The 21,330-nt window shown below is 63.3% G+C and carries 18 protein-coding genes; 7 read left to right on the top strand and 11 right to left on the bottom strand.

What is annotated here, in order from left to right; translation table 11 throughout:
- Positions 1-265: 265 nt before the first annotated feature.
- The 8 genes from dusB to VIE67_RS10765 form a co-directional block, all read right to left on the bottom strand.
- Positions 266-1,267, bottom strand: coding sequence for a tRNA dihydrouridine synthase DusB (gene dusB, locus VIE67_RS10730; protein ID WP_332026031.1), 1,002 nt, complete (start codon positions 1,265-1,267; stop codon positions 266-268).
- Between the two features lie 46 nt (positions 1,268-1,313).
- Positions 1,314-3,419, bottom strand: coding sequence for an O-linked N-acetylglucosamine transferase family protein (locus tag VIE67_RS10735; RefSeq protein WP_332026033.1), 2,106 nt, complete (start codon positions 3,417-3,419; stop codon positions 1,314-1,316).
- Positions 3,420-3,464: 45 nt separating this feature from the next.
- Positions 3,465-4,733, bottom strand: a complete 1,269-nt coding sequence (locus VIE67_RS10740) for a nucleoside permease (RefSeq protein WP_332026035.1) — start codon at positions 4,731-4,733, stop codon at positions 3,465-3,467.
- A 216-nt stretch (positions 4,734-4,949) separates the two neighbouring features.
- Positions 4,950-5,507, bottom strand: coding sequence for a TMEM165/GDT1 family protein (locus tag VIE67_RS10745; RefSeq protein WP_332026037.1), 558 nt, complete (start codon positions 5,505-5,507; stop codon positions 4,950-4,952).
- A 110-nt stretch (positions 5,508-5,617) separates the two neighbouring features.
- Entirely contained in the window at positions 5,618-6,673 is a 1,056-nt protein-coding gene (locus VIE67_RS10750; protein ID WP_332026039.1) for a hypothetical protein, read from the bottom strand.
- A 217-nt stretch (positions 6,674-6,890) separates the two neighbouring features.
- Positions 6,891-8,192, bottom strand: coding sequence for a PDZ domain-containing protein (locus tag VIE67_RS10755; protein WP_332026041.1), 1,302 nt, complete (start codon positions 8,190-8,192; stop codon positions 6,891-6,893).
- Positions 8,193-8,203: 11 nt separating this feature from the next.
- Positions 8,204-8,917 (bottom strand): hypothetical protein, encoded by a 714-nt coding sequence (locus VIE67_RS10760; protein ID WP_332026043.1) that lies wholly within the window; start codon positions 8,915-8,917, stop codon positions 8,204-8,206.
- Entirely contained in the window at positions 8,872-9,468 is a 597-nt protein-coding gene (locus tag VIE67_RS10765) for an RNA polymerase sigma factor (protein ID WP_332026045.1), read from the bottom strand. The genes VIE67_RS10760 and VIE67_RS10765 overlap by 46 nt, the downstream gene beginning before the upstream one ends.
- A gap of 230 nt (positions 9,469-9,698) precedes the next feature.
- On the opposite strand from VIE67_RS10765, the gene VIE67_RS10770 reads away from it, so the two are divergent.
- The 4 genes from VIE67_RS10770 to VIE67_RS10785 all read left to right on the top strand — a co-directional run bounded on the left by VIE67_RS10770 (position 9,699) and on the right by VIE67_RS10785 (position 14,477).
- On the top strand, positions 9,699-10,967 hold the full coding sequence (locus tag VIE67_RS10770) for an efflux RND transporter periplasmic adaptor subunit (RefSeq protein WP_332026047.1): 1,269 nt from the start codon (positions 9,699-9,701) through the stop codon (positions 10,965-10,967).
- Between the two features lie 179 nt (positions 10,968-11,146).
- The gene (locus VIE67_RS10775) at positions 11,147-11,875 is read left to right on the top strand and encodes an ABC transporter ATP-binding protein (RefSeq protein WP_332026049.1); all 729 of its coding nucleotides are present in this window, start codon (positions 11,147-11,149) and stop codon (positions 11,873-11,875) included.
- 14 nt (positions 11,876-11,889) lie between these two features.
- The gene (locus VIE67_RS10780) at positions 11,890-13,197 is read left to right on the top strand and encodes an ABC transporter permease (protein WP_332026051.1); all 1,308 of its coding nucleotides are present in this window, start codon (positions 11,890-11,892) and stop codon (positions 13,195-13,197) included.
- A gap of 68 nt (positions 13,198-13,265) precedes the next feature.
- Positions 13,266-14,477, top strand: coding sequence for an ABC transporter permease (locus VIE67_RS10785; RefSeq protein ID WP_332026053.1), 1,212 nt, complete (start codon positions 13,266-13,268; stop codon positions 14,475-14,477).
- A 109-nt stretch (positions 14,478-14,586) separates the two neighbouring features.
- Here the strand turns inward: VIE67_RS10785 and bamD are convergent, their stop codons facing one another.
- Entirely contained in the window at positions 14,587-15,402 is an 816-nt protein-coding gene (gene bamD, locus VIE67_RS10790; RefSeq protein ID WP_332026055.1) for an outer membrane protein assembly factor BamD, read from the bottom strand.
- Between the two features lie 112 nt (positions 15,403-15,514).
- Between bamD and rluD the strand changes: the two genes are divergently transcribed.
- Both rluD and pgeF read left to right on the top strand, forming a co-directional pair.
- Positions 15,515-16,480: a 23S rRNA pseudouridine(1911/1915/1917) synthase RluD gene (gene rluD / locus VIE67_RS10795; protein ID WP_332026057.1), complete on the top strand. Its 966-nt coding sequence runs from the start codon at positions 15,515-15,517 to the stop codon at positions 16,478-16,480.
- Positions 16,477-17,220 (top strand): peptidoglycan editing factor PgeF, encoded by a 744-nt coding sequence (gene pgeF, locus VIE67_RS10800; RefSeq protein WP_332026059.1) that lies wholly within the window; start codon positions 16,477-16,479, stop codon positions 17,218-17,220. Before rluD ends, pgeF begins: the two co-directional genes overlap by 4 nt.
- Before the next feature lie 86 nt (positions 17,221-17,306).
- Here the strand turns inward: pgeF and VIE67_RS10805 are convergent, their stop codons facing one another.
- Positions 17,307-18,383, bottom strand: coding sequence for an OmpA family protein (locus VIE67_RS10805; RefSeq protein ID WP_332026061.1), 1,077 nt, complete (start codon positions 18,381-18,383; stop codon positions 17,307-17,309).
- A gap of 98 nt (positions 18,384-18,481) precedes the next feature.
- A complete protein-coding gene (locus VIE67_RS10810; protein ID WP_332026063.1) occupies positions 18,482-18,649 on the bottom strand; it encodes a hypothetical protein in 168 nt (55 codons plus the stop codon).
- Between VIE67_RS10810 and clpB the strand changes: the two genes are divergently transcribed.
- Positions 18,642-21,224 carry an ATP-dependent chaperone ClpB gene (gene clpB / locus VIE67_RS10815; protein WP_332026065.1) on the top strand — a complete coding sequence of 861 codons (2,583 nt, stop codon included), beginning with the start codon at positions 18,642-18,644 and terminating at the stop codon, positions 21,222-21,224. The genes VIE67_RS10810 and clpB overlap by 8 nt on opposite strands.
- Positions 21,225-21,330 lie beyond the last annotated feature (106 nt).

Here is a 21,330-nt window from a genome sequence, read left to right on the forward strand (position 1 = left end):
GGGCTGGGCGATGCGGGCGATCGATTGTTTGGAACGAAGTAGAAGTCGTACTAGAGCATTTTCGGTTGTAGTGGGTACAACTGTGACTTTGCCTTATAGCCCCTCTCCCCTTGCGGGAGAGGGGTTGGGGAGAGGGGTAGCGCCCGCGCGGGCGCCTTCGGCGCCATCCCCTCTCCCAGCATGCTGCGCGTGCCGACCTCCCCCACAAAGGGGGAGGTGAAATGCAGGTCGCGCTACTGTGTAAGCACTTGAGTCGAAAAATGCTCTAAGCCGCGCGCGCGAGCGGCACGTCCAGCATCGCGAAATATTCGCGCGTCAGCCGCAACTGCTCGCTCGCGGTTTCGGCACGATTGACCACGGCGCGGAACGCGATGTTCTCGGGTCGGTCCTTGGCGTACCAACCCAGATGCTTGCGCGCGATGCGCACGCCTTGCTGCTCGCCGTAGAAGGCGTACAAATTCTCGAGATGTTCTAGCAGGATTGAGCTGATTTCATCCGTGGACGGTGGCGTCGGCGTTTTTCCCGTCGCCAGAAAATGCGCGATCTCGCGGAAAATCCACGGCCGGCCCTGCGCGGCGCGACCGATCAGCAGGCCGTCGCAGCGGGTGTAGTCGAGCACCGCGCGCGCTTTCTGCGGCGTATCGATGTCGCCGTTGGCGAACACGGGAATCGACACCGCGGCCTTGATTGCGGCGATGGTGTCGTACTCGGCCTCGCCGTTGTACAGGTCCGCGCGCGTGCGCCCGTGCACGGCCAGTGCAGCGATGCCGCTGTCCTGCGCAATCCGCGCGATGCGCACGCCGTTGCGGTTATCGTGATTCCAGCCGGTGCGGATCTTGAGCGTGACCGGAACATCGACGGCTTTCACCGTCGCCTCAAGGATGCGCGCGACCAGCACTTCGTCCTGCAGCAATGCCGAGCCGGAGTATACATTGCAGACTTTTTTTGCTGGGCAGCCCATGTTGATGTCGATGATCTGCGCGCCGTGATCGACGTTGTAGCGCGCGGCATCGGCCAGCATGCCCGGATCGTAACCGGCGATCTGTACGCTGATAGGCTGCTGGTAGACTGGATCTCGTTCGCCCGCGTGATCCATGCGCTGCAGCGACTTGCGCGTCGTCCACAGGCGCGCATCGCTCGTGGTCATCTCGGACACAGCCAAGCCCGCGCCGAGCCTTTTGCAAAGCCGGCGGAACGGTTTGTCGGTGACCCCGGCCATTGGCGCGAGCGCAATGGGCGGGTCGATCGAGTAAGGGCCGATGCGCATGCGCGGATTTTAGCAGGCGCCGCCGTCAGCGTCCGCAGCGCACAGTTCAGCTGGCTGCACTGGCCTCGCGCACGAGCGCGCATAGCGCACGGAGGGGCTCGGTCTGCTCGAACAGCAGCGGCGTGCGCTCGATGAGGCGCGCATGCAGGCGGGCGCGCTCGTCGGTGTTCTGCGCGATCTCCACGGCACGCGCCGCAGCGGCGTTCGCATCCGCACAGATCAGGTCCGGCAGTTCGAGCATGCGCAGCATCGCCGCGGTCTGGCGGCCGCGCATATAGCGACCCTCGACGGTGACGATCGGCGTGTTCTGCGCCAGTGTATCGAGGGTCGTGGCGCCACCGGAAAAATGCAGCGCATCGATCACGATATCGGCGCTGGCGATCAGTGCGCGGAATCCATCGGTGGATTGTCGCGGCAGCCAGAACAGGTTCTGCCCATACTCGATGCCGACGGTCGCCAGACGATTTTCAATGCGCCGTCGGTGCAGACGCGTGAGCGCGGGGATTTCGTCGTCGATGAAGACGACACGTGCAGCGCGGTCGCGGCGCAGAATTCCCGCGATCACTTCGTCGGTATCCGGGTGCAGTTTGACCGGCGGATGTGGCACGAGATACAGCGCACCGCCTGCCGGCAGACCAAGACTTTCGCGCGCTGCCGGCACCGCCTGGGGTGCGCGCGGGAACTGCGTGCCGATGCCCGGCAGCAGCGCCAGCGGCTCGGCATAGTCGTCTTGCGCGTTGGCGGGCTCCATCGTCGCCACGCTGAGATAACAATCGATCGTCGGCAGTCCGGTGGTGACCGGATGACCCCATGCGGCCCATTGCCGCGGCGCCAGGCGCAGTGCAGCAAGCACCTCGGGACTGCCGTCCAGACCGATCTCCGGGTAGATCAGCAGATCGAGCTGGTCCGCGCGCAACTGGTGCGCCGCGGAAGCAAGGTCGTCGGGCAGGCGCGCGGCGTGGTCCACCTGCGCCGCGATGCCGCGGCTGACGATGTCTTCATGTTTGGAATAACTGTACAAATATATTTCCAGTCCGTCTGCGCGTAGCGCGCCGGGCCAGGTGCCGAAATAGGCTGCGATCGTGCTCTGTGTCCAGCGCGCGCTGACCAGACCGACACGCCGAATTGGCCGCGCGGCGTGCTGGGAGGTAATGTTCGGCGACACGTGGCTGGCACTTGCTGCGAGCCAGGCGCCGTAACTTCTCGCGAGCGGCAGGTCGTCACCGCCCTGATAGGCGACGCGCAAGCGTGGGTGACTCAAGTCGTCGAGGCCGACGCCGCGGCTGGCGAGGCGTGTGGGTGGCCAGTCGTCGAGGAATTGCTGCATGCGCCGGGCGTAGTCGGTGCGCGCAGCGGCAAGATCCTCAGGGCTCGTGAAGATTGCGGGCATCGCCAGCGCGGCATCGCGCTCCGCGCGGAAAAGCGTGCGCGCGTCACCGCCCGCATGTTGCGCGATACAGGTGAAGTTTCTGCGCGCGCCGATGAAATTGCCGCAGGCCTCCTGCATTTGCGCCATCAGCGCATGGGCCTTGGAACCAAAGTGGGGGTCACCAGTGGCGAAGATCGCCGCGGCACGCTCGGGCGCGCCAATGCGTTCGAACTCAAGCGCCAGCGCACCGTCGCCCGCGGTGGTGGCGATGGCGTCGAGTGCGGCGTCCGCCTCTTGCTCCTGTCCCAGTGCGCGCAAGGCCTTGGCCAGACCGATCGCGGCATCGATGTCTTGCGCATTGAACGCGAGCAATCGGCGGTAGCAGACAACGGCGAGTTCATGTTTGCGGCGCAACGCGGCACAGGCGGCGAGGTTGGTCCAGGCGAGTACCTGTGCATCGTCGAGCTGGGTCGCACGCTCGTAAAGCACGGCGGCGCCGTCGAGATCGCCGGCATGGTAGAGCTGCGAGCCGCGATTGTTGCAGGCCATCGCCAGCGCCTTTTGAATTGCGGCATCGCGCGGCAGCGCGGTGTGCAGCACCTCCAGCGCGGCCATCGCCTGCGCGAAATTCTGCAAGGCGTTGCTGGCATTGGCGAGCACGCCTTGCGCAGGCAACGACGTCGGAACCTTGCGCAGATGGCTCAGCGCGAGCTGCTGCGCGCGCAGGTAGTCGCCCGCCGCGAATGCCTGCTGTGCGCCGACGAGATCAGCTTGGTCCGTCATCGTGCTGGAATGATTCGAGAGGCGCGACAGAGAATACGCGCGGACTCAATGCGCGATCTGCGCCATGCCGACCGCGCCCGGTTCGTGCTTGTGCTTGAACAGTACGGCGAAGGCGATTGCGGTGACCAGTGCATACGCGGCGAAGGTCATCCAGATGTGGTACCAGTCCTTGGCCCCGTCGGCGGCGGTGAAATAGCGGTCGATCAGGACGCCGCTGATCGAACTGCCGAGCACCGCACCGATGCCGTTGGTCATCAGCATGAACAGGCCCTGCGCGCTGGCGCGGATCTTCGGATCGCATTGGCCTTCGACGAACAGCGAGCCGGAGATATTGAAGAAGTCGAAAGCCATGCCGTAGACGATGCACGACAGGACGATCATCGACAGCCCGAACAGGCTCGCCGGGTCGCCGTAGGCAAACATGCCGAAGCGCAACGTCCATGCGACCATGCTCATCAGCATCACCATCTTGATGCCGAAGCGCTTGAGGAAAAACGGGATCGCGAGAATGAACATCGTTTCGGAGAACTGCGAAATCGAAATGATGATGCCCGAGTGCTTCACCGCGAACAGGTCCTTGTAGGCGTCGATCTTGTCGAAATCGTGCAGGAAGGTACCGCCGTAGGCGTTGGTCAATTGCAGCGCCGCGCCGAGCAGCATGGCGAAGATGAAAAAGATCGCGAGCTTGCTGTTGCGGAACAAGGCGAACGCGGTAAGGCCGAGCGAGTCGGCGAGCGTCTTGCTGTGCGCGCGATCGAGTTTTGGCGGACACGGCGGCAGCACGAACGCGTACAGGCCAAGCACCACCGCCGAGGCCGAGGCGACATAGAACTGACCCGATGAGGCTTCCAGGCCGAGCAGGCTCGTCGTCCAGGTTCCCGCGATGAAGCCGATCGTGCCCCAGACGCGGATCGGCGGGTAGTCGCGGACCAGATCCATGCCGGAGTCTTTCATCGCGTTGTAGGCGACCGTGATCGCCAGCGCGATCGTCGGCATGTAGAAGATCATCGTCAGCAGCATCACCCAGAACAGCGTGCCGGGGTCGCCGATCGTCGGGATGATAAACAGCATCGCCGCACCGAGCAGATGGAACACGCCGTACAGGCGTTCGGCATTGATCCACTTGTCGGCGATGATGCCGGCGAGCGAGGGCATGAACAGCGAGGCGATGCCCATCGTCGAGAAGATCGCCCCGAACTGCGTGCCCGACCAATGCTTGTTCTGGAACCAGTACACGCCGATCGTGATCAGCCACGCTCCCCAGATGAAGAACTGCAAAAAGTTCATCACGATCAGGCGAAATTTCAAGCTCATGTAGGTTCCCCGGCGAAGTCGTGGCAGCGTAGATGAAGGGGCAGGGGTCTGCAAGGCGGGTGGGAGACGGGGAGACGGGGAGACGGAGAGACGGAGAGACGGAGAGACGGAGAGACGGGGAGACGGGGAGATGGGGAGACGGAGAGACGGAAGTGGTGAGTGGGAAAACAAGCTCTTCCGTCTATCCATCTTCCCGTCTATCCGTCTCCCCGCTGCTCAACGCAACAAAATCCACACACCCAGCGCGGCAAACAACAGTGCCGCGCCGATGCGTGCCGCGCGCAGCGGTACGCGCGTGGCGAAACGTGCGCCGAGCCAGACCACTGGTATATCGGCGATGAGCATGCCGAGCGTGGTACCGCTGACGACTTGCCAGAGCGGGTGATACTCGGCGGCGAGTACCGCGGTCGCGATCTGCGTTTTGTCGCCCATCTCGGCGAGGAAAAAGCTCACGACCGTGGTGAAGAACACGCCGTGCGCGGTGCCGTGTTCGGCGTCGCTCTCGTCGGCCTTGTCCGGCTTCAGCGTCCACGCGGCGATGACCAGAAAACTCAGCCCGACGAGCACACGCAGCGTCTGCGGACTCAGCCAGGCGCTGATCAACGCACCGAACGCGCCGGCAAGAGCGTGATTGACGAGAGTTGCGGCGAGGATGCCGAGGCAGATCGGCAATGGCTTGCGGTACTTCGCGGCAAGGATCAGCGCGAGCAACTGGGTTTTGTCGCCGAACTCGCCGAGGGCGACCGTGACGAGGGAAATCAGCAGGGTTTGCAAGTCATACGCTTCGCGATCGAAACGACCGCAGCAGGGAAAGTTAACGGAGTGTGCGAACGCGAATCTAGCACGCGATCACCGGCGGCGTTCGGCGGCCGCGCGTGTGCGGCCTACGGTCCCACCTGACAGGAGCGCATCGCGTTGCCGACCTCGCCCGGTTGGCGCGGTGTGCTGGCGAAATATTGCTGGTAGGCGTTCTGCGCCCAGGCGTCGGCGGCCTGTTGCTGGTCCGAAGAAAGCTGGCTGGCAAGATTGGTCAAATTGTTGGTCGCGCGGTTCGAGGTGTTGCCGGCCGGCTGGCCGAGGCTCATGAGCTTGGCATAGGAATAGGCTTGCACGGGATTGGCTCCCGTCACCTGCGTGAGCATGGTGTTCGAGCGCACGCCGCCGGCATAGGCCGAGGCCATGAGTCCGACCATGGGCCAGTCGCCCTGTTGCACCGCGGCCGTGGCGAGCGGCAGGGCATTGGCCTTGTAGTCGGAGATCCAGTTCGGGTTGTCGAGCACACCCGGCCAGTTGTTGAGATTCGCGCCGACGTAGCAATTGGCCGCCCGCGGGTCGCCGGCTTGTGCGGCCTCGAGGGTCGCCGGTACGAGGGCCGCCATTTCGTCGGGGCCGACATCCGCGCACAGCGCCGCGTTGTCCTGGGCGAAGTCGAGATTCTTCTGGATCATGCCGAGCATGCGGTCGCTGCGCTGCGCGGCGCCTGGCGACATTGACGAAGGATCGCCATTGAGCACGCGATTGGCGAAATTCGGCATCATCTGGTTGATGCGCTGCACTTCGGCGCAATTCTGGATGTCGTGGAACAAACGCGAGGCGGCTGCCGCATCGCCCGCGTCGGCGCGCGCCTTGAGTTCGGCGAACGTCTGCTTGAGTGGTGCGTTGGGCGGCGGCAATGGCGCGGTCGCGCTCGGGTTGGAGACGGCGCTGGTGAGCAGACGGCCCGTGGCGGACCTGCGGTTTGCGGCTGTGTACGTAGCCGTGGTGCCGATGCTGCCTTTTCCCTTTGTGGAAATTGTCGCATCCGCGGCTTTGGCCGCCGGCGTATCGACCCTAACCTGCAGGGTCGCCAGCGCAGCCGTTCGACCGCTGTAGTAACCGATGGCAGCAACGGATGCGACCGCGGCAAGAGCGGCGGGGACGAGCAGGGGATTGCGCTTCACGCGGGCTCCGGCACCATTGGTCACATGATTTTTGCCGATAAGCGAATGTATTGCCAGATTGTCTGGTGTAAAGAAACGCAAATTTATCTGCACAATTCAGCAGAGTTGCGAACCATGGCATTTGAGAATCCGGCGCGTCGGTCGCGCCGGGCGCACTTGCGCGAGGGCTGGCGGGTTATCCGGGGTTCGCCGCCCGCCGCTGCGGACGGCGCTCGAATCAGGCGATGCTGCGCCCGGCTGCCGGTGAAGCGGACGGCGCGTCTGGTGCGTTTGCGGGCTTTGCAGCCCGCGGCGCGGTAGACGGTGTTGGCGGCGCTGGGGGCGCGGTTGGCACAGCGACGGGCGCCGGCGGCGCGGGTGGAGCTGGCGCAGCGACCGGCGGCGGCACCGGGGGGCGCGGAGCACGCGGTGGCGGCGGTACAAATATACTTTTGAACTCGGGTGCGCGCATGCTCAGCATCTGCGCCTTGCGCTGGCGCAGCACCTCGACCTTGAGCGTATTGCCGGCCGGCTGCTCGCGCAGCAGGCGCAGCGCATCTTCGGGCCGCTCGATCTTCTTGCCGTCGATGGCGAGCAGGATGTCGCCTGACTTGAGCGTTTTCGACGCATCCGCATCCGCCGACAGCACCAGCACGCCATGATCCGCGCCGAAGTAGGCGCCCAGATCGGGATTGAGGCTGGCCAGATTCAGGCCCCACCACGGCATCGACATGCTCAGATTCTGGATCGCGTGTTGCGCGTGCTCCATCACGTGTTCGCTGATGCGCTGGGTCTGCTCCTGGGTCATTTGGGCACGCTCCGTGGCGCGCTCCGCTTCGCTGGTCGCGCGTTCGACCTGCTCCTCGACGCGTTCGCTCACATCGGCAGGCAGGTCGGCGCCATCCGTATCTTCGCCGGCTTTCCCCAGTTCACCGAGCTTGCCAAGCTCGCCCAGCTTGCCGCCGAACGCTCCGGCCAGATTGTACGGCTCACGCCGTTCGGCCTTCATCGCGATATCGAGTTTCTTGCCGTTGCGCAGCAGGGTCAGCTTTACTTCCTGGTCGATCTTCACATCGCGCAATGTCTGCGCGGGCGTTTTCCCCTGGCCGGATGTTTTGCCGGCAATATCGGCGCCGTTCACGGCCACGATCACATCGCCGTTCTTGACCCCGGCCTTGTCCGCGGGACCGCCCGGTGTGACGGCGGTGATGCGGAATCCATGTTCGTCCTTGGTCAGCACCACGCCGATCATGCCGCGATCTGGATCGCCGACATAACGATAGGCATAAGCGCGCGGACCGACATCGCCGAGTTTCATCGACAAGTCGGCCATGCGCCTGGACAGGTCACGCATCTGCACACGCATCTGTTCAAGATCGCGCCGTGCTGTCTCCGCATCGACCTTGGCCGGCGCGTCGCCATCGACGTCGGTCATGACATTGGCGCGCGGTGCCGCAGCCGGCGGATCACCGGCGCGGCCCGGGCTCGCGCCCAGTGCCAGGCAAAACAGAAAGGGAATTGTATACATTGCATGCTTCATCACGATGTCCTTCAATTGTTCCAGGTCGCACTGGCGTTGCGGCCGTCGCCTGCAGCTTCGCTGGCAAACATGCCCGACTTGAACTGCCTGAGGTTCGCGCCATAGCGCAGCGTCGACAGATCCTCGAGCAGGGCGACGCGGCGGCGCCAGAGCGGCAGCGACGCGGTTTCTTCCGACGCATCGCTCGTGCTCAGCTGCACGTCGATGAGACCGATCATGTCTTCGATCTCCGCGCCTGCAGCCAGATCCTGCGCCGACTGCGGCGCCGAGTCCTTGCCGGTGTCGTGCAGCCAGCGCTCCAGCGTGTGCGAACGTGCTTGCAGTGCGGCGAAGCTTTCCGTCTGTAACGTCGTCTGCGTGCTTGCATTCGTCCCGTTTGCCTCATTTGTTGCATTGTGTACAGAAGATGCGGACGCCACGGACTTGGTCGCAAGCGCGTCGCTCGAATTGCCACGCGGCCCCGGTGCGCGCAGCAAGACCGTTGTCGCGAATGCGAGTGCGACAGCGGCCGCCAGCGCCGCAGGCAGCGCATAGCGACGGATCCGGCGCGGCGCCGAGTCCCGAGCCCCGAGTCCCGAGTCCCGGCTCCTTTGCGCAGCAAGACTCGCGGCAAGCGCGGGCCATGCGCTCGCAGACGGCGCCGCGACCGGCAACGCACGCAGGGCATCGGGCAGCGCGATCAACTCGCGAGCGCCGAGGTCGTTGGAGATGTTTGGATCAGACATGACACGGATTCCACGGACGGTTCGAGTAGTTCGCGCAGGCGCGCCGTCCCGCGCGCGACCTGCGATTTGGAAAAACTCACGCTCTTGCCGAGCTGCTCGGCGATCTCGTGATGCGCATAGCCTTCGACGTGATACAGCCACAACACGCTGCGCGTGAGCGCGGACAGGCGACCGAGCGCGCGCTCCAGAGCCACCGAATCGGCACGCACCCAAGGCGGTGCGGATTCGTCGACGACATCGGTCAGCTCCACACGATCGTTGAAATGCTTGTCGCGGCGCAAACGCATCAAGGCCTCGTTCAATGCGATCTGCCGCAGCCACGCCCAGAACGGCGCATCGCTGCGGTATTGACCGATGCGCTGAAACACCTTGAGCATGGCGTCGTGCAGGATCTCGCGCGCGCTTTCCGCATCGCCGAGCATGCGCAATGCGAGATTGAATACCGGCCGTTCGAAGCGCCGATAGATGATCTCGAACGCCGCAACCTCGCCGCTGCGGGCGCGGTCGATCAGGCTCGGCGGCAGCTCCAGATGGAATGAGGACGGCGTCACGTGGCTATAGATGCACTTGCAGGGCCAAAGGTCGCAAGTGCCTGAAGCTTTTTCTTCTCCCGCCGGGAGAAGGGTAAGACGGGCGGTTGTCCGCCGCCTGTCCGCGGACATTTCCGGTGTTGCCCGCAAATAAGCAAATCTCAATTACTACAATGTATTACGCGCGCCGCAAACGCTGGCACGCACTTTGCTGGCGCACTTCCGGTACTTAACTCGGAACATGCGTCGCAATGATACGAGACACCTCGGCCCAGGATCGCCGCATCGACGCCGCCCCATCGCGCAAACGCCATGTGGTGATCGGCGCGGTAGGCGCCGCCGTGCTCGCGGCGCTGATCTGGGTTGTGCCGACCGTCGGGCGTCTGATCTCGGCAGGCGCTTCGGTGAGCAGTACGAGTCTGCGCATCGCCCAGGTCAAACGCGGCACGCTCACGCGCGATATCTCGGCGCAAGGCAAGATTGTCGCGGCGCAGAGCCCGACCCTGTATGCGACTGCGGCCGGCACGATCACCCTGCTGACGCATGCCGGCGACAAGGTGCAAAAAGATGAGGTGCTGGCCGAGGTCGACAGCCCCGAACTGAAGAACAAGCTCGAGCAGGAGCAGGCGACGCTGTCCAGCGTCGAGGTCGACGTCGAGCGCACCGGCATCGACAACCGGCAGAAGCAATTGCTGGCGAAAAAAACCATCGATCAGGCGCAGATCGACCGTATCACCGCGGCGCGCGAAGTCGATCGCAACCAGCGCGCGTTCAAGGCCGGCGCGATTCCCGAAATCAACGTGCTGCGCGCGCAGGACGCGCTGGCCAAGGCCGACCTCGACGTGACCCATGCGCAGGCCGATGCGGGCCTGGTGACCGAGACCGGTGCGTTCGAGCAGAAGACCAAGCGTCTCGCGCTCGACCGGCAGAAGCTGCTGGTCGCCGATCTGCAGCGCCAGGTCGATCTGCTCAAGGTGCGCTCGCCGGTTGCCGGCCAGGTCGGCCAGTTGCTGGTGCAGCAGAAGGCGAACGTGGCCGCGAACACCGGCCTGGTGACGGTGATCGATCTGAGCTCGCTCGAAGTCGAAGTGCAGGTGCCCGAGGTGTTCGCGCACGATCTGGCGATCGGCATGCCGGCGGAAATCGCCGACGGTGCGGAAAAGTATACTGGCGAGTTGTCGGCGGTATCGCCAGAAGTCGTCGACAGTCAGGTCGTCGCGCGCGTGCGCTTCGGCGAGCGCAAGCCGCCGGGCCTGCGTCAGAACCAGCGCCTGACCACGCGCATCCTGATCGACGAGCATCCGAACGTGCTCATGGTCGAGCGCGGCTCCTTCGTCGATTCCGGAGCGGGCCGCGTCGCCTATCTGGTGCACGACGGCATTGCCGAGCGCAAGCCGATCCAGATCGGCGCAACCAGCTTGAACGCGGTCGAGATCGTCTCCGGCGTGAAGGAAGGCGATCGCATCGTGATCTCCGGCACCGATTCGTTCAACGGTGCGCAGAAGGTGGTGTTGAATTGAAGGACGGGGAGACGGATAGACGGGGAGACGAAGAGACGAAGAGACGAAGAGACGGAAGTACGAGAGTCAGGTTCGCCGCCGGCCAGTCTGTCCGTCTGTCCGTTTATCCGTTTATCCGTCTCCCCGTCTCCCCGTCTCCCCGAACAAAAACTTGTGAATTACGTACTCGGAGTTACACAATGCTGAAAATGTCGCATCTTTCCAAAGTATACAGAACCCATATGGTTGAGACGCACGCGTTGCGCGATTTCTCGATCCATGTGCGCGACGGCGAATTCGTCGCCGTGATGGGGCCGTCCGGGTCGGGCAAGACCACGTTTCTGAACATCGCCGGGCTGCTCGAGGAATTCAGTGGCGGTGAATTCTGGCTCGACGGGGTCGACGTGCGCGGAATGAACGACGATGCGCGTTCGAAGCTGCGCAACGAGAAGATCGGTTTCATCTTCCAGAGCTTCAACCTGATTCCCGACCTGAACCTGTTCGACAACGTCGACGTGCCGCTGCGTTATCGGCGCTTCAATGCGGCCGAGCGCAAGAAGCGCATCGACGAATCGCTGGGTCGCGTCGGCCTGGCTTCGCGCATGAAGCACTATCCATCGGAGCTGTCCGGCGGCCAGCAGCAGCGCGTCGCGATCGCGCGCGCGCTGGCCGGCTCGCCGCGTCTGCTGATGGCGGATGAGCCGACCGGCAACCTCGATTCGCTGATGGCGCGCGGGGTGATGGAATTGCTCGAGGAAATCAATCGTCAGGGCACGACCATCATCATGGTGACCCACGATCCGGAACTCGCTGCACGCGCGCAGCGCAACGTGCACATCATCGACGGCCAGGTCACCGACTTCGACGACGAGCCGAAACTGCGCTCGCCGAACCGTGACGACAATACCGCCGCCATCGCTGTCGCCTGAACAAAGGATTGCCCATGTTCGCCTATTACCTCGAACTCGGCCTGCGCAGCCTCAGGCGCAATCCAGTGCTGACCGCGCTGATGGTGTTTGGCATTGCGCTCGGCATTGCGGCGAGCATGACCACGCTCACCGTGCTCCATCTGATGGGCAGCGATCCTATTCCGTGGAAAAGCAACAAGCTCAATATCGTGCAGCTCGATAGCTGGGATACGGACAACCCGTTCAACGACGATGGCACGCCGCCGGATCAGGTGACCTACCGCGATGCGCTTGCGCTGATGCAGGCGGCCAAGGCCGACAAGCAAGCGGCTATGTACAAGCTTGCGTTGCCGATCCAGCCGGAAAATCCGGAGGTCAAGCCTTTCCTTTCGCTTGGTCGCGTCACGTTCGCCGATTTTTTCTCGATGTTCGAGCCGCCATTCAAGTACGGCCGGCCGTGGACAAAGGCTGAGGACGATGGTCATGCTCGTGTGGTCGTACTGACGCGCGACACGAACGAGAAATTATTCGGCGGCGCCGACTCGACCGGCAAGACCGTGCGCATGGACGGAAACGACTACAAAGTGGTTGGCGTGCTCGACGACTGGCCGCTGCGTTTCAAGTTCTACGATCTCACTACCGGTACCTTTGGCGATCCCGAGGAATACTTCATTCCGTTCACGACTGGCATCGATCTGAAAAAGCGATCGAGCGGCAACAATAGTTGCTGGAAGCCGTCAGGCGATGGATTCGACGCTTATCTGCAATCGGAGTGCATCTGGATCGAGTTCTGGGTGCAGCTCGATAGCCCGGAAAAAAAGACCCAGTACAAGGCATTTCTCGACAATTACGTCAGCGAGCAAAAGAAGCTCGGCCGTTTTCCGCGCCCGCTCAACAATCGCCTGTCCGACGTAACCGAATGGATGAAGATTCAGAAAGTTGTGTCCGGCGATATGCAGGTGCAGACCGGCCTGGGTTTTGCGTTCCTCGTCGTCTGTCTGGTCAACACGATCGGCTTGTTGCTGGCGAAATTCACGCGCAAGGCCGGTGAAATCGGACTGCGCCGCGCGCTCGGCGCGAGTCGGCGGCAGATTTTCGCGCAGTTCCTCACCGAATCGAGCGTCATCGGAATCACCGGCGGGATTATCGGCCTGCTGCTCACGGGGTTGGGTCTGATCGCAGTGCGTGTGCTCTATGCCAACTACAAGACCGCGGCACAGCTTGATTGGCAGATGGTTGCCACGACGATCGTGTTAGCGATCGCAGCGGCCATCATCGCCGGGGTCTATCCAACATGGCGGGCGTGCCAAGTTGCGCCGGCTGCGCAGTTGAAAACGCAGTAGCTTTCCCCCTATCCGGCGCTTGGCGCCACCTTCTTGCGCGTGCAGAAGGCCAGAATTTCGGAGTCGTCATGGAAATCCGTCCCATCCTGTCCGCCCTGATGCGCAGCAAGGTAGCGATGATCCTGATCGGAATGCAGGTCGCATTGACCTTGGCGATCGTCTGCAATTCGCTGTTCATCATCCACGAACGCCTGATTCGAATGGCCAGACCGAGCGGCATGAACGAGACCGACACATTTATCATCGGCAGCTACGGCTTTGGCGATGGCTTCAACGTCAAGGCCACGGCCGACGCCGACCTTGGCCTCCTGCGCAGCCTGCCTGGCGTCGTCGACGCCGCAATGAGCAACGGCATGGTGCCGATGGGTGGCAGCGGCTGGGGCGGCGGTTTGAGTCTGCAGCCGAAGCAGAAGACCGCGACGGCGCGGACGGCCTATTACATGGTGGACGATCACGCGATCAACGCCTACGGACTCAAGCTCGCTGGCGGGCGCAATTTCAAGCCTGAGGAAATTTCCTTCATGACCATGAACGACCGCAAGACCGCGCCGGTTGCGATCGTGACGCGCGCGCTGGCGCAAAAGCTGTTCCCGGACGGCGATGCGGTCGGCAAGGTGATTTATGACGATGAAGCGCCGACTACGATCGTCGGCGTGGTGGAAGCATTGCAAAAACCCTGGGATGAAGATAGCGACATCGAATATTCGGTGTTGTGGCCCACGCATCTTGCCTACGGCAATGGAACCAGCTACGTCGTGCGCGCCCAACCGGGACGGCGCGACGAAGTGATGAAGATGGTCGAGACCAGGCTCAGCGAATCCAATCCCAGTCGTATCGTGCGCAGCATGCGCAGTATGGAAGCGGTACGCGCGCGCGCCTACGCCGGCGACCGCGCAATGGCGATCATCCTCGGCAGCGTCATTGTTGCCCTGCTGACGATCACCGCCCTTGGCATCGTCGGCATGGCGAGTTTCTGGGTCACGCAGCGCACCAAGCAGATCGGCACGCGCCGAGCGCTCGGCGCCACGCGCGGATCGATCATGCGCTATTTCCTGACCGAGAATTTCCTGATCACCACAGGCGGGCTGCTGGTTGGCGGCGTGCTGGCCTATGCCTTTAGTTTCTGGCTGATGACCCACATCGACGGGGCCAAACTGCTACCTTGGCATTACGTGCCGATCGGCTTCGTCTGCCTGTGGCTGCTCGGTCAGATTGCCGTGCTCGGTCCGGCGACGCGCGCCGCCCGCGTGCCGCCCGCGGTAGCTACAAGGAGCGTGTGAACGGAGGAGCGAGGGCTGAGGGCCCAGGGCTGAGGGCTGAAAAGCAGAAAGGCCCACCGTTCTTGATCTTCAGCCATCAGCCCTAGGCCTCTGCCCTAGTCACTGGCAACTAACTTCTAAACGGAACCATCCGGCTCCACCAATGCCCGTACGACGGCCACGAGCCGCGGAAGTACGGGTGATCGGGATAATTGAGCTTGAGCACACGCTCGGTGTCTGCAGCGAGCTTTTCCTGGTTCAGCGATTTGTACGCCAGCGTCATGATCGCCAGCGCGTCGCCGGCCGACGGCGTGCGCTCGTATTTTTCCAGAATATCCTTGCTGCGGTTGATCGCCGCGACATAGGCGCCGCGCTCGAGATAGTACATCGCGACATGCACCTGGGCTTTGGACAGGTTGTCGCGCAGATAGATCATGCGCTGGCGCGCGTCCGGTGCGTAGCGGCTGTCGGGAAATTTCGTGATCAGCTCGTTTAAATCCGAGAACGACTGCGAAGTATTGCCCTGGTCGCGCTTGGTCATGTCCTGATTCGCGTAGCGATCGAGGAAGCCGCGATCGCGATCGAAATTGATGACCCCGCGCAGGTAATACGCATAGTCGACGTGCTTCTGCGTGGGATAGGTCTTGATGAAGCGGCCGATCGTGGAATACGCGTCTTCGTTCTTGCCGTCCTTGTACTGGGTGAAGGCCAGTTCGATCGTCGCCTGCTCGGTGTAGGGACCGAACGGGAAGCGCGCGATCAGGCGTTGGTAATACCGGGTCGCCTTGGTCAGGTTGCCATTCATCAGCGAGGTCTTGGCCACGTCGTACATCTTGTCGACCGGCAGCACCTCGGCGTCATCGGGTTTCTTGTCGCCGCGGTGGCAGCCGGCCGCGAACACGATCAGCAGCAGAAGACAGAATTTGACGAGCGGAGAAATTCGCATGGGAAACATTCGCATGAACAGCAGACGCCTGACGATGACAAAGAGGGCGATAATAGCCCAAAGTCAGGTCCACCCGAAAACCTGACGACCGACCAGCCAGACTATATTCAGCATGCAAACCCAGGACGAAATCACGACACTGCCCATTCCGGCCGCTGCGGCGGGGCGACGGCTGGACCAGGCACTGGCCGAACTGTTCCCCGATTATTCGCGCTCGCGGCTCAGCGCCTGGATCAAATCCGGCGACGTGTTGCTCGATGGCGCGCAGGTGGCGCCGCGCCAGATCGTGCGCGGCGGCGAGATCGTCGCGCTGCATGCGCGGCCAGGACAGGAGGTTCCGCTGCGGCCGGAACAGATCGATCTGGATATCCGTTACGAGGACGCCGATCTGCTGGTGATCAACAAGCCGGCCGGCCTGGTCGTGCATCCGGGCGCCGGCCAGCCAGCCGGCACGCTGCAGAATGCGTTGCTGCATTTCGACGCGAGACTCACGGAGATTCCGCGCGCCGGCATCGTGCATCGCCTTGACAAGGACACCTCAGGCTTGATGGTCGTCACGCGCAGCTTGCGGGCGCACACCACGCTCGTCGCGCAATTGCAGGCGCGTGACGTGCACCGGCAATATGCCGCGGTGGTCGTGGGGGCGCTGATCGCGGGCGGCAGCGTCGATGCACCGATCGGTCGGCATCCGCGCGATCGCCTGAAACAGGCGGTGGTCGATGGGCCGGCCGGCAAACCGGCGCTGACCCACTATCGCGTGCGCGAGCGTTTTCGTGCCAACACCTTGGTCGAATGCCGTCTGGAAAGCGGGCGCACGCACCAGATTCGCGTACACCTGGCGCATATCAAGCATCCGCTGGTCGGCGATGCGCAATACGGCCGCGGGCTCAAATTGCCGAAAGGCGCGAGCGCCGAATTGATCGAAGCCCTGCGTGGCTTCCGGCGCCAGGCGCTGCATGCGGAGAAGCTCGAATTCGCGCATCCGGTCGGTGGCGCGCTGGTCAGCGTGAGCGTCGAGCCGCCGGCGGATTTCGCCGCGCTGGTAAGTGCATTGCGCGCGGACGCAAAAGCGGCGTGATCGTGATCGTTGCGGATTGGCCGGCCGTGCCGCGCGTGCGTACGGCAGTGACCACGCGCGCGTTGTCCGGCGTGTCGCGGGCGGCGTTTGCGGCGTTCAACCTCGGCGCGCATTGCGGCGACGATGTCGACGATGTGCATTTCAATCGTGCGGCGCTGACGGCCTTGCTCGATCTGCCTTCGCCACCACGCTGGTTGCGTCAGGTGCATGGCACGCACGTGCAGATATTTGATGTTGCGTCCACACAGGATGAAGAATCGCCGCGCGCCGATGCCGCGATTGCGCGCACGCCCGGCGTGGTGCTCGCGGTGCTGACTGCCGACTGCCTGCCACTGCTGGTGTGCGCGGACGATGGCGCGGAAATCGCGGCGATTCACGCCGGTTGGCGTGGTCTCGCCGCGGGTGTGATCGAGCGCTGCATCGAAAATCTGCATGCGCCACGCGACAAGCTGCGGGTCTGGCTCGGGCCGGCGATCGGGCCGCGTTCGTACGAGGTTGGTGAGGACGTCCGCGCAACGTTTGTCGCCCAGGACGCCGCAAACGCGCAGGCTTTTGTGCCAACACGGGCGGAGCATTGGCGTTGCGATTTGTATACTCTGGCGCGGCGCCGCCTGCACGCGCTTGGCGTGACGCACGTTCACGGCGGCGAGTTCGACACTTTCACCGATGCGCGTTTTTACTCGTATCGGCGCGACGGAATCACCGGTCGCTTCGCCAGCATGATCTGGATCGCCGACTGACGCCGAGGCTGTTCTTCGTATTGCGGAACAGGAAGCCGACGTGCGCATGCGCACGCCGGCTCGTGTGTACCTGCCTCTCGCCGCTATCAGTGCGGTACGGTGAATTCCATGCGGCGGTTTTTTGCGCGGCCATCCTCGGTCGCGTTGTCGGCCACCGGGTTGGCGTCGCCGTAGCCCTTGGCCACAAGGATGTCGCCAGACACACCCAGTTCGACCAGTTTGCTGCGCACTGCATTAGCGCGATCGTCGCTGAGCTTGAGGTTCGCCGCGGCGTCGCCGGTGTTGTCGGTATAGCCGCCGATTTCCACCTTGGAGCCGGCCGGCGCGGCCTTCAACGCGTTCGCCGCTGCCGTGAGCACATCCAGACTGTCGGCGCTGATCGTGGCCGAGCCGGTGTCGAAATGCACTGCCATCAGATTCAGCGCCTTGACCAGATCGTCCGCACTGAACTTGCCGGGAACCAGTGCACTCAATGCGCTCTTGGCATCAGCGACCACGGCTTGAGCCGGAGTTTCTGCGGGTGCAGCGGTCGGGGGTGGCGCTGGTGCGGGCGCGGGCGCTGCCGGTGTGCTGGCCGCAGGTGGAGCAGGGGCGGGCGCCGGCTGGCGATTGAGCACGCAATAGCCCAGCGCCAGGATAATTGCGGCGAGCACCAGCCACTTGAGCCAGCCCAAGCCGCCTGCGGTGTCTTCGACTGCCGAAGCCGCCGTCGAAGCTGCGGCATGCGCGGTATCTGCGACACCGGCGCCGGCCGTGCCGAGTCCACCAAGGCTGCCGAGCATGGCGCTGACCGCAGCCGGGATCGAGGTCGGCAGTTGTCCGTTTGGAGTCAGCGCGCCGATGATCTTGGGCAGCGCTGCCGATGCCGCCGCTGTCACCGTGCCGCGGGCGATGCCGAGTTTGTCGGCGATCGCGCCCACATGGACCGAGCCGAGCACGCTTTCCAGCTGCTGCGAATTGATCGCGGTTGGCAGGCCGGCCGAGCCGCCGAGCCAGGATGAGAACAGATCGCCCAAGCCCTGCTCGCGGAACCTGGCGAGCAGACCGGCGATACCGCCGCTGTTGGGATCGAAAATCAGGCCGACCAGCGAGTTGATCAGGCCCTCGGCCTTGTCGCCGAGACCGAAGCGCTGCGAGATTTCGCGGATGAGTGCGTCGAACATGCCAACCTCCTTATGCGAACGATGAATACGGTGGCAGGGGTTGCAAGGGGTCCAATGCAGATGCAACCCCTGGCGCATGATAACGCGGTCGGCGGCGTCTAACAGCCTTGCGCCGCACATGGCGTGCTTTCGCCGAACCGGCCCGGGATCGACGATTTCGCCGCAAGCGTTTGAATCCCGGTTGAAATATTTGGCAGGTCCCGCATATCCGTAGCCATCTCGCGGCTTGAAGCCGCCTTTACTTTCTGGTGATCAACGATGCGCATGGACAAACTCACCTCGCGTTTCCAGCAGGCGCTGGCCGATGCCCAGAGCCTGGCCGTCGGACGCGACAACAATATGCTCGAACCGGCGCATTTGCTGAGCGCACTGCTCGATCAGCAGGGCGGCTCGACCGCGCCGCTGCTCTCACAGGCGGGCGTCAATGTGCCGGTTCTGCGCCAGCGCATGGGCGAGGCAATTGCGCGCCTGCCGGCGGTCAGGGGACAGGAAGGCAATATCAATGTCTCCAACGAATTGACACGCTTGCTCAACGTCACCGACAAGCTCGCGCAGCAGCGCGGCGATGCGTTCATCGCCAGCGAACTCTTTGTACTCGCCGCGCTGGACGACAAGGGCGAAGTTGGTCAGGCCCTGAAGGCCGCCGGCGCAACCAAGGCCAACCTCGAAGCGGCGATCGAGAAAATCCGCGGCGGCGACAAGGTAGCGGACGAAAATGCCGAGGATCAGCGGCAGGCTCTGGAAAAGTATACAATTGACCTGACCGCGCGCGCCGAGAAGTCCAAGCTGGACCCCGTCATAGGCCGGGATGAGGAAATCCGCCGTGTGATCCAGGTGCTGCAACGGCGCACCAAGAACAATCCCGTGCTGATCGGCGAACCCGGCGTCGGCAAGACCGCGATCGTCGAGGGTCTCGCGCAGCGCATCGTCAACCACGAAGTGCCCGAAGGCTTGCGCGGCCGGCGCGTGTTGTCGCTCGACATGGGCTCACTCATCGCCGGCGCGAAATTCCGCGGCGAGTTCGAGGAGCGCCTCAAGGCCGTGCTCAAGGATCTGGCCAAGGAAGAGGGCAATGTCATCCTGTTCATCGACGAGTTGCACACGATGGTCGGCGCGGGCAAGGCCGAAGGCTCGATGGATGCGGGCAATATGCTCAAGCCTGCGCTTGCGCGCGGCGAACTGCATTGCATCGGCGCGACCACGCTCGACGAATACCGCAAGTACGTCGAAAAAGATGCGGCGCTCGAACGCCGCTTCCAGAAAGTGTTCGTCGGCGAACCCAGCGTCGAGGATACGATCGCGATCCTGCGCGGCCTCAAGGAAAAGTACGCGCTGCATCACGGCGTCGAGATCACCGATCCGGCGATCGTGGCGGCAGCCACGCTGTCCAATCGCTACATCGCCGATCGGCAGTTGCCGGACAAGGCCATCGACCTGATGGACGAGGCCGCGTCGCGCATCCGCATGGAGATCGACTCCAAGCCCGAGGAACTCGATCGGCTCGAGCGCCGGCTGATCCAGCTGAAAATCCAGCGCGAAGCCTTGAAGAAAGAGAAAGACAAGGAGTCCAGAAAGCGCCTCGCCGATCTGGAGACTGATATCGGCAAACTCGAGCGCGAGTTTTCCGATCTCAACGAAGTGTGGAAGGCGGAAAAAGCCGCCGTGCAGGGCACGACCAGGATCAAGGAGCAGATCGAAGCCGCGCGCGCCGAGATCGAAACCGCACAGCGCCACGGCGACCTGGCCAAGGTCGCAGAAAACCAGTACGGAAAAATTCCACAACTGGAAAAACAATTGCACGCAGCGCAGGAGGCCGAGGCCAAGGGCTTCAAGCTGCTGCAGCAGCGCGTGACCGCGGAGGAAATCGCCGAGGTCGTCAGTCGCTGGACCGGTATTCCGGTATCGAGGATGCTCGAAGGCGAGCGCGACAAGCTGCTGCGCATGGAAGACGCGTTGCATCATCGCGTCGTCGGTCAGGATGAAGCGGTGCGCGCGGTTGCCGATGCGATCCGCCGTTCGCGCGCGGGCCTGTCCGATCCGAACCGGCCGAACGGCTCGTTCCTGTTTCTCGGTCCGACCGGCGTCGGCAAGACCGAGCTGTGCAAGGCGCTCGCCGAATTCCTGTTCGACTCCACCGAGGCGATGGTGCGCATCGACATGAGCGAGTTCATGGAGAAACACTCGGTGAGCCGTCTGATCGGCGCACCGCCGGGCTACGTCGGCTACGAGGAAGGCGGTTACCTCACTGAGGCGGTGCGCCGGCGTCCGTACAGCGTGATCCTGCTCGACGAGGTCGAGAAGGCGCACCACGATGTGTTCAACGTGTTGCTGCAGGTGCTCGACGATGGCCGCCTGACCGATGGCCAGGGGCGCACCGTCGATTTTCGCAACACGGTGATCGTGATGACCTCGAATCTCGGCTCGCAGTTCATCCAGGAATTTGCTGACGGCTCGGAAGAGGACTACACCAAGATGAAAGCCGCGGTGATGGGTGTCGTGCAGGCGCACTTCCGGCCAGAATTCATCAACCGCCTCGATGAAATCGTCGTGTTCCGCGCTCTCGACAAGGCGCAGATTCGCCAGATCGCACGTATCCAAATCGACTATCTGGCCAAACGTCTGGCCGAGCGGCAGTTACAACTCACCCTCAGCGACAAGGCGCTCGACTTGCTCGGCAATGTCGGCTTCGATCCGGTGTTCGGCGCGCGGCCGCTCAAGCGTGCGATCCAGCAGCAGCTGGAAAATCCGCTGGCGAAGGAAATTCTCGAAGGCAAGTTCCATCCGGGCGATACCGTTGCGGTCGATGTGCGGGCAGGGCGCCTGGTGTTTGCGAAATCATGAGCGGGTAGCAGGCACGTCCTCACTGACCTGCTCAGTCTCGATGAAAAAGCCCGGCACTTGCCGGGCTTTTATTTTTTCAGTCGATGCAAGAGCCCGTTGCCACTCG

The sequence above is a fragment of the Rudaea sp. genome (assembly GCF_036560865.1).
Classification (GTDB): Bacteria; Pseudomonadota; Gammaproteobacteria; order Xanthomonadales; family Rhodanobacteraceae; genus Rudaea.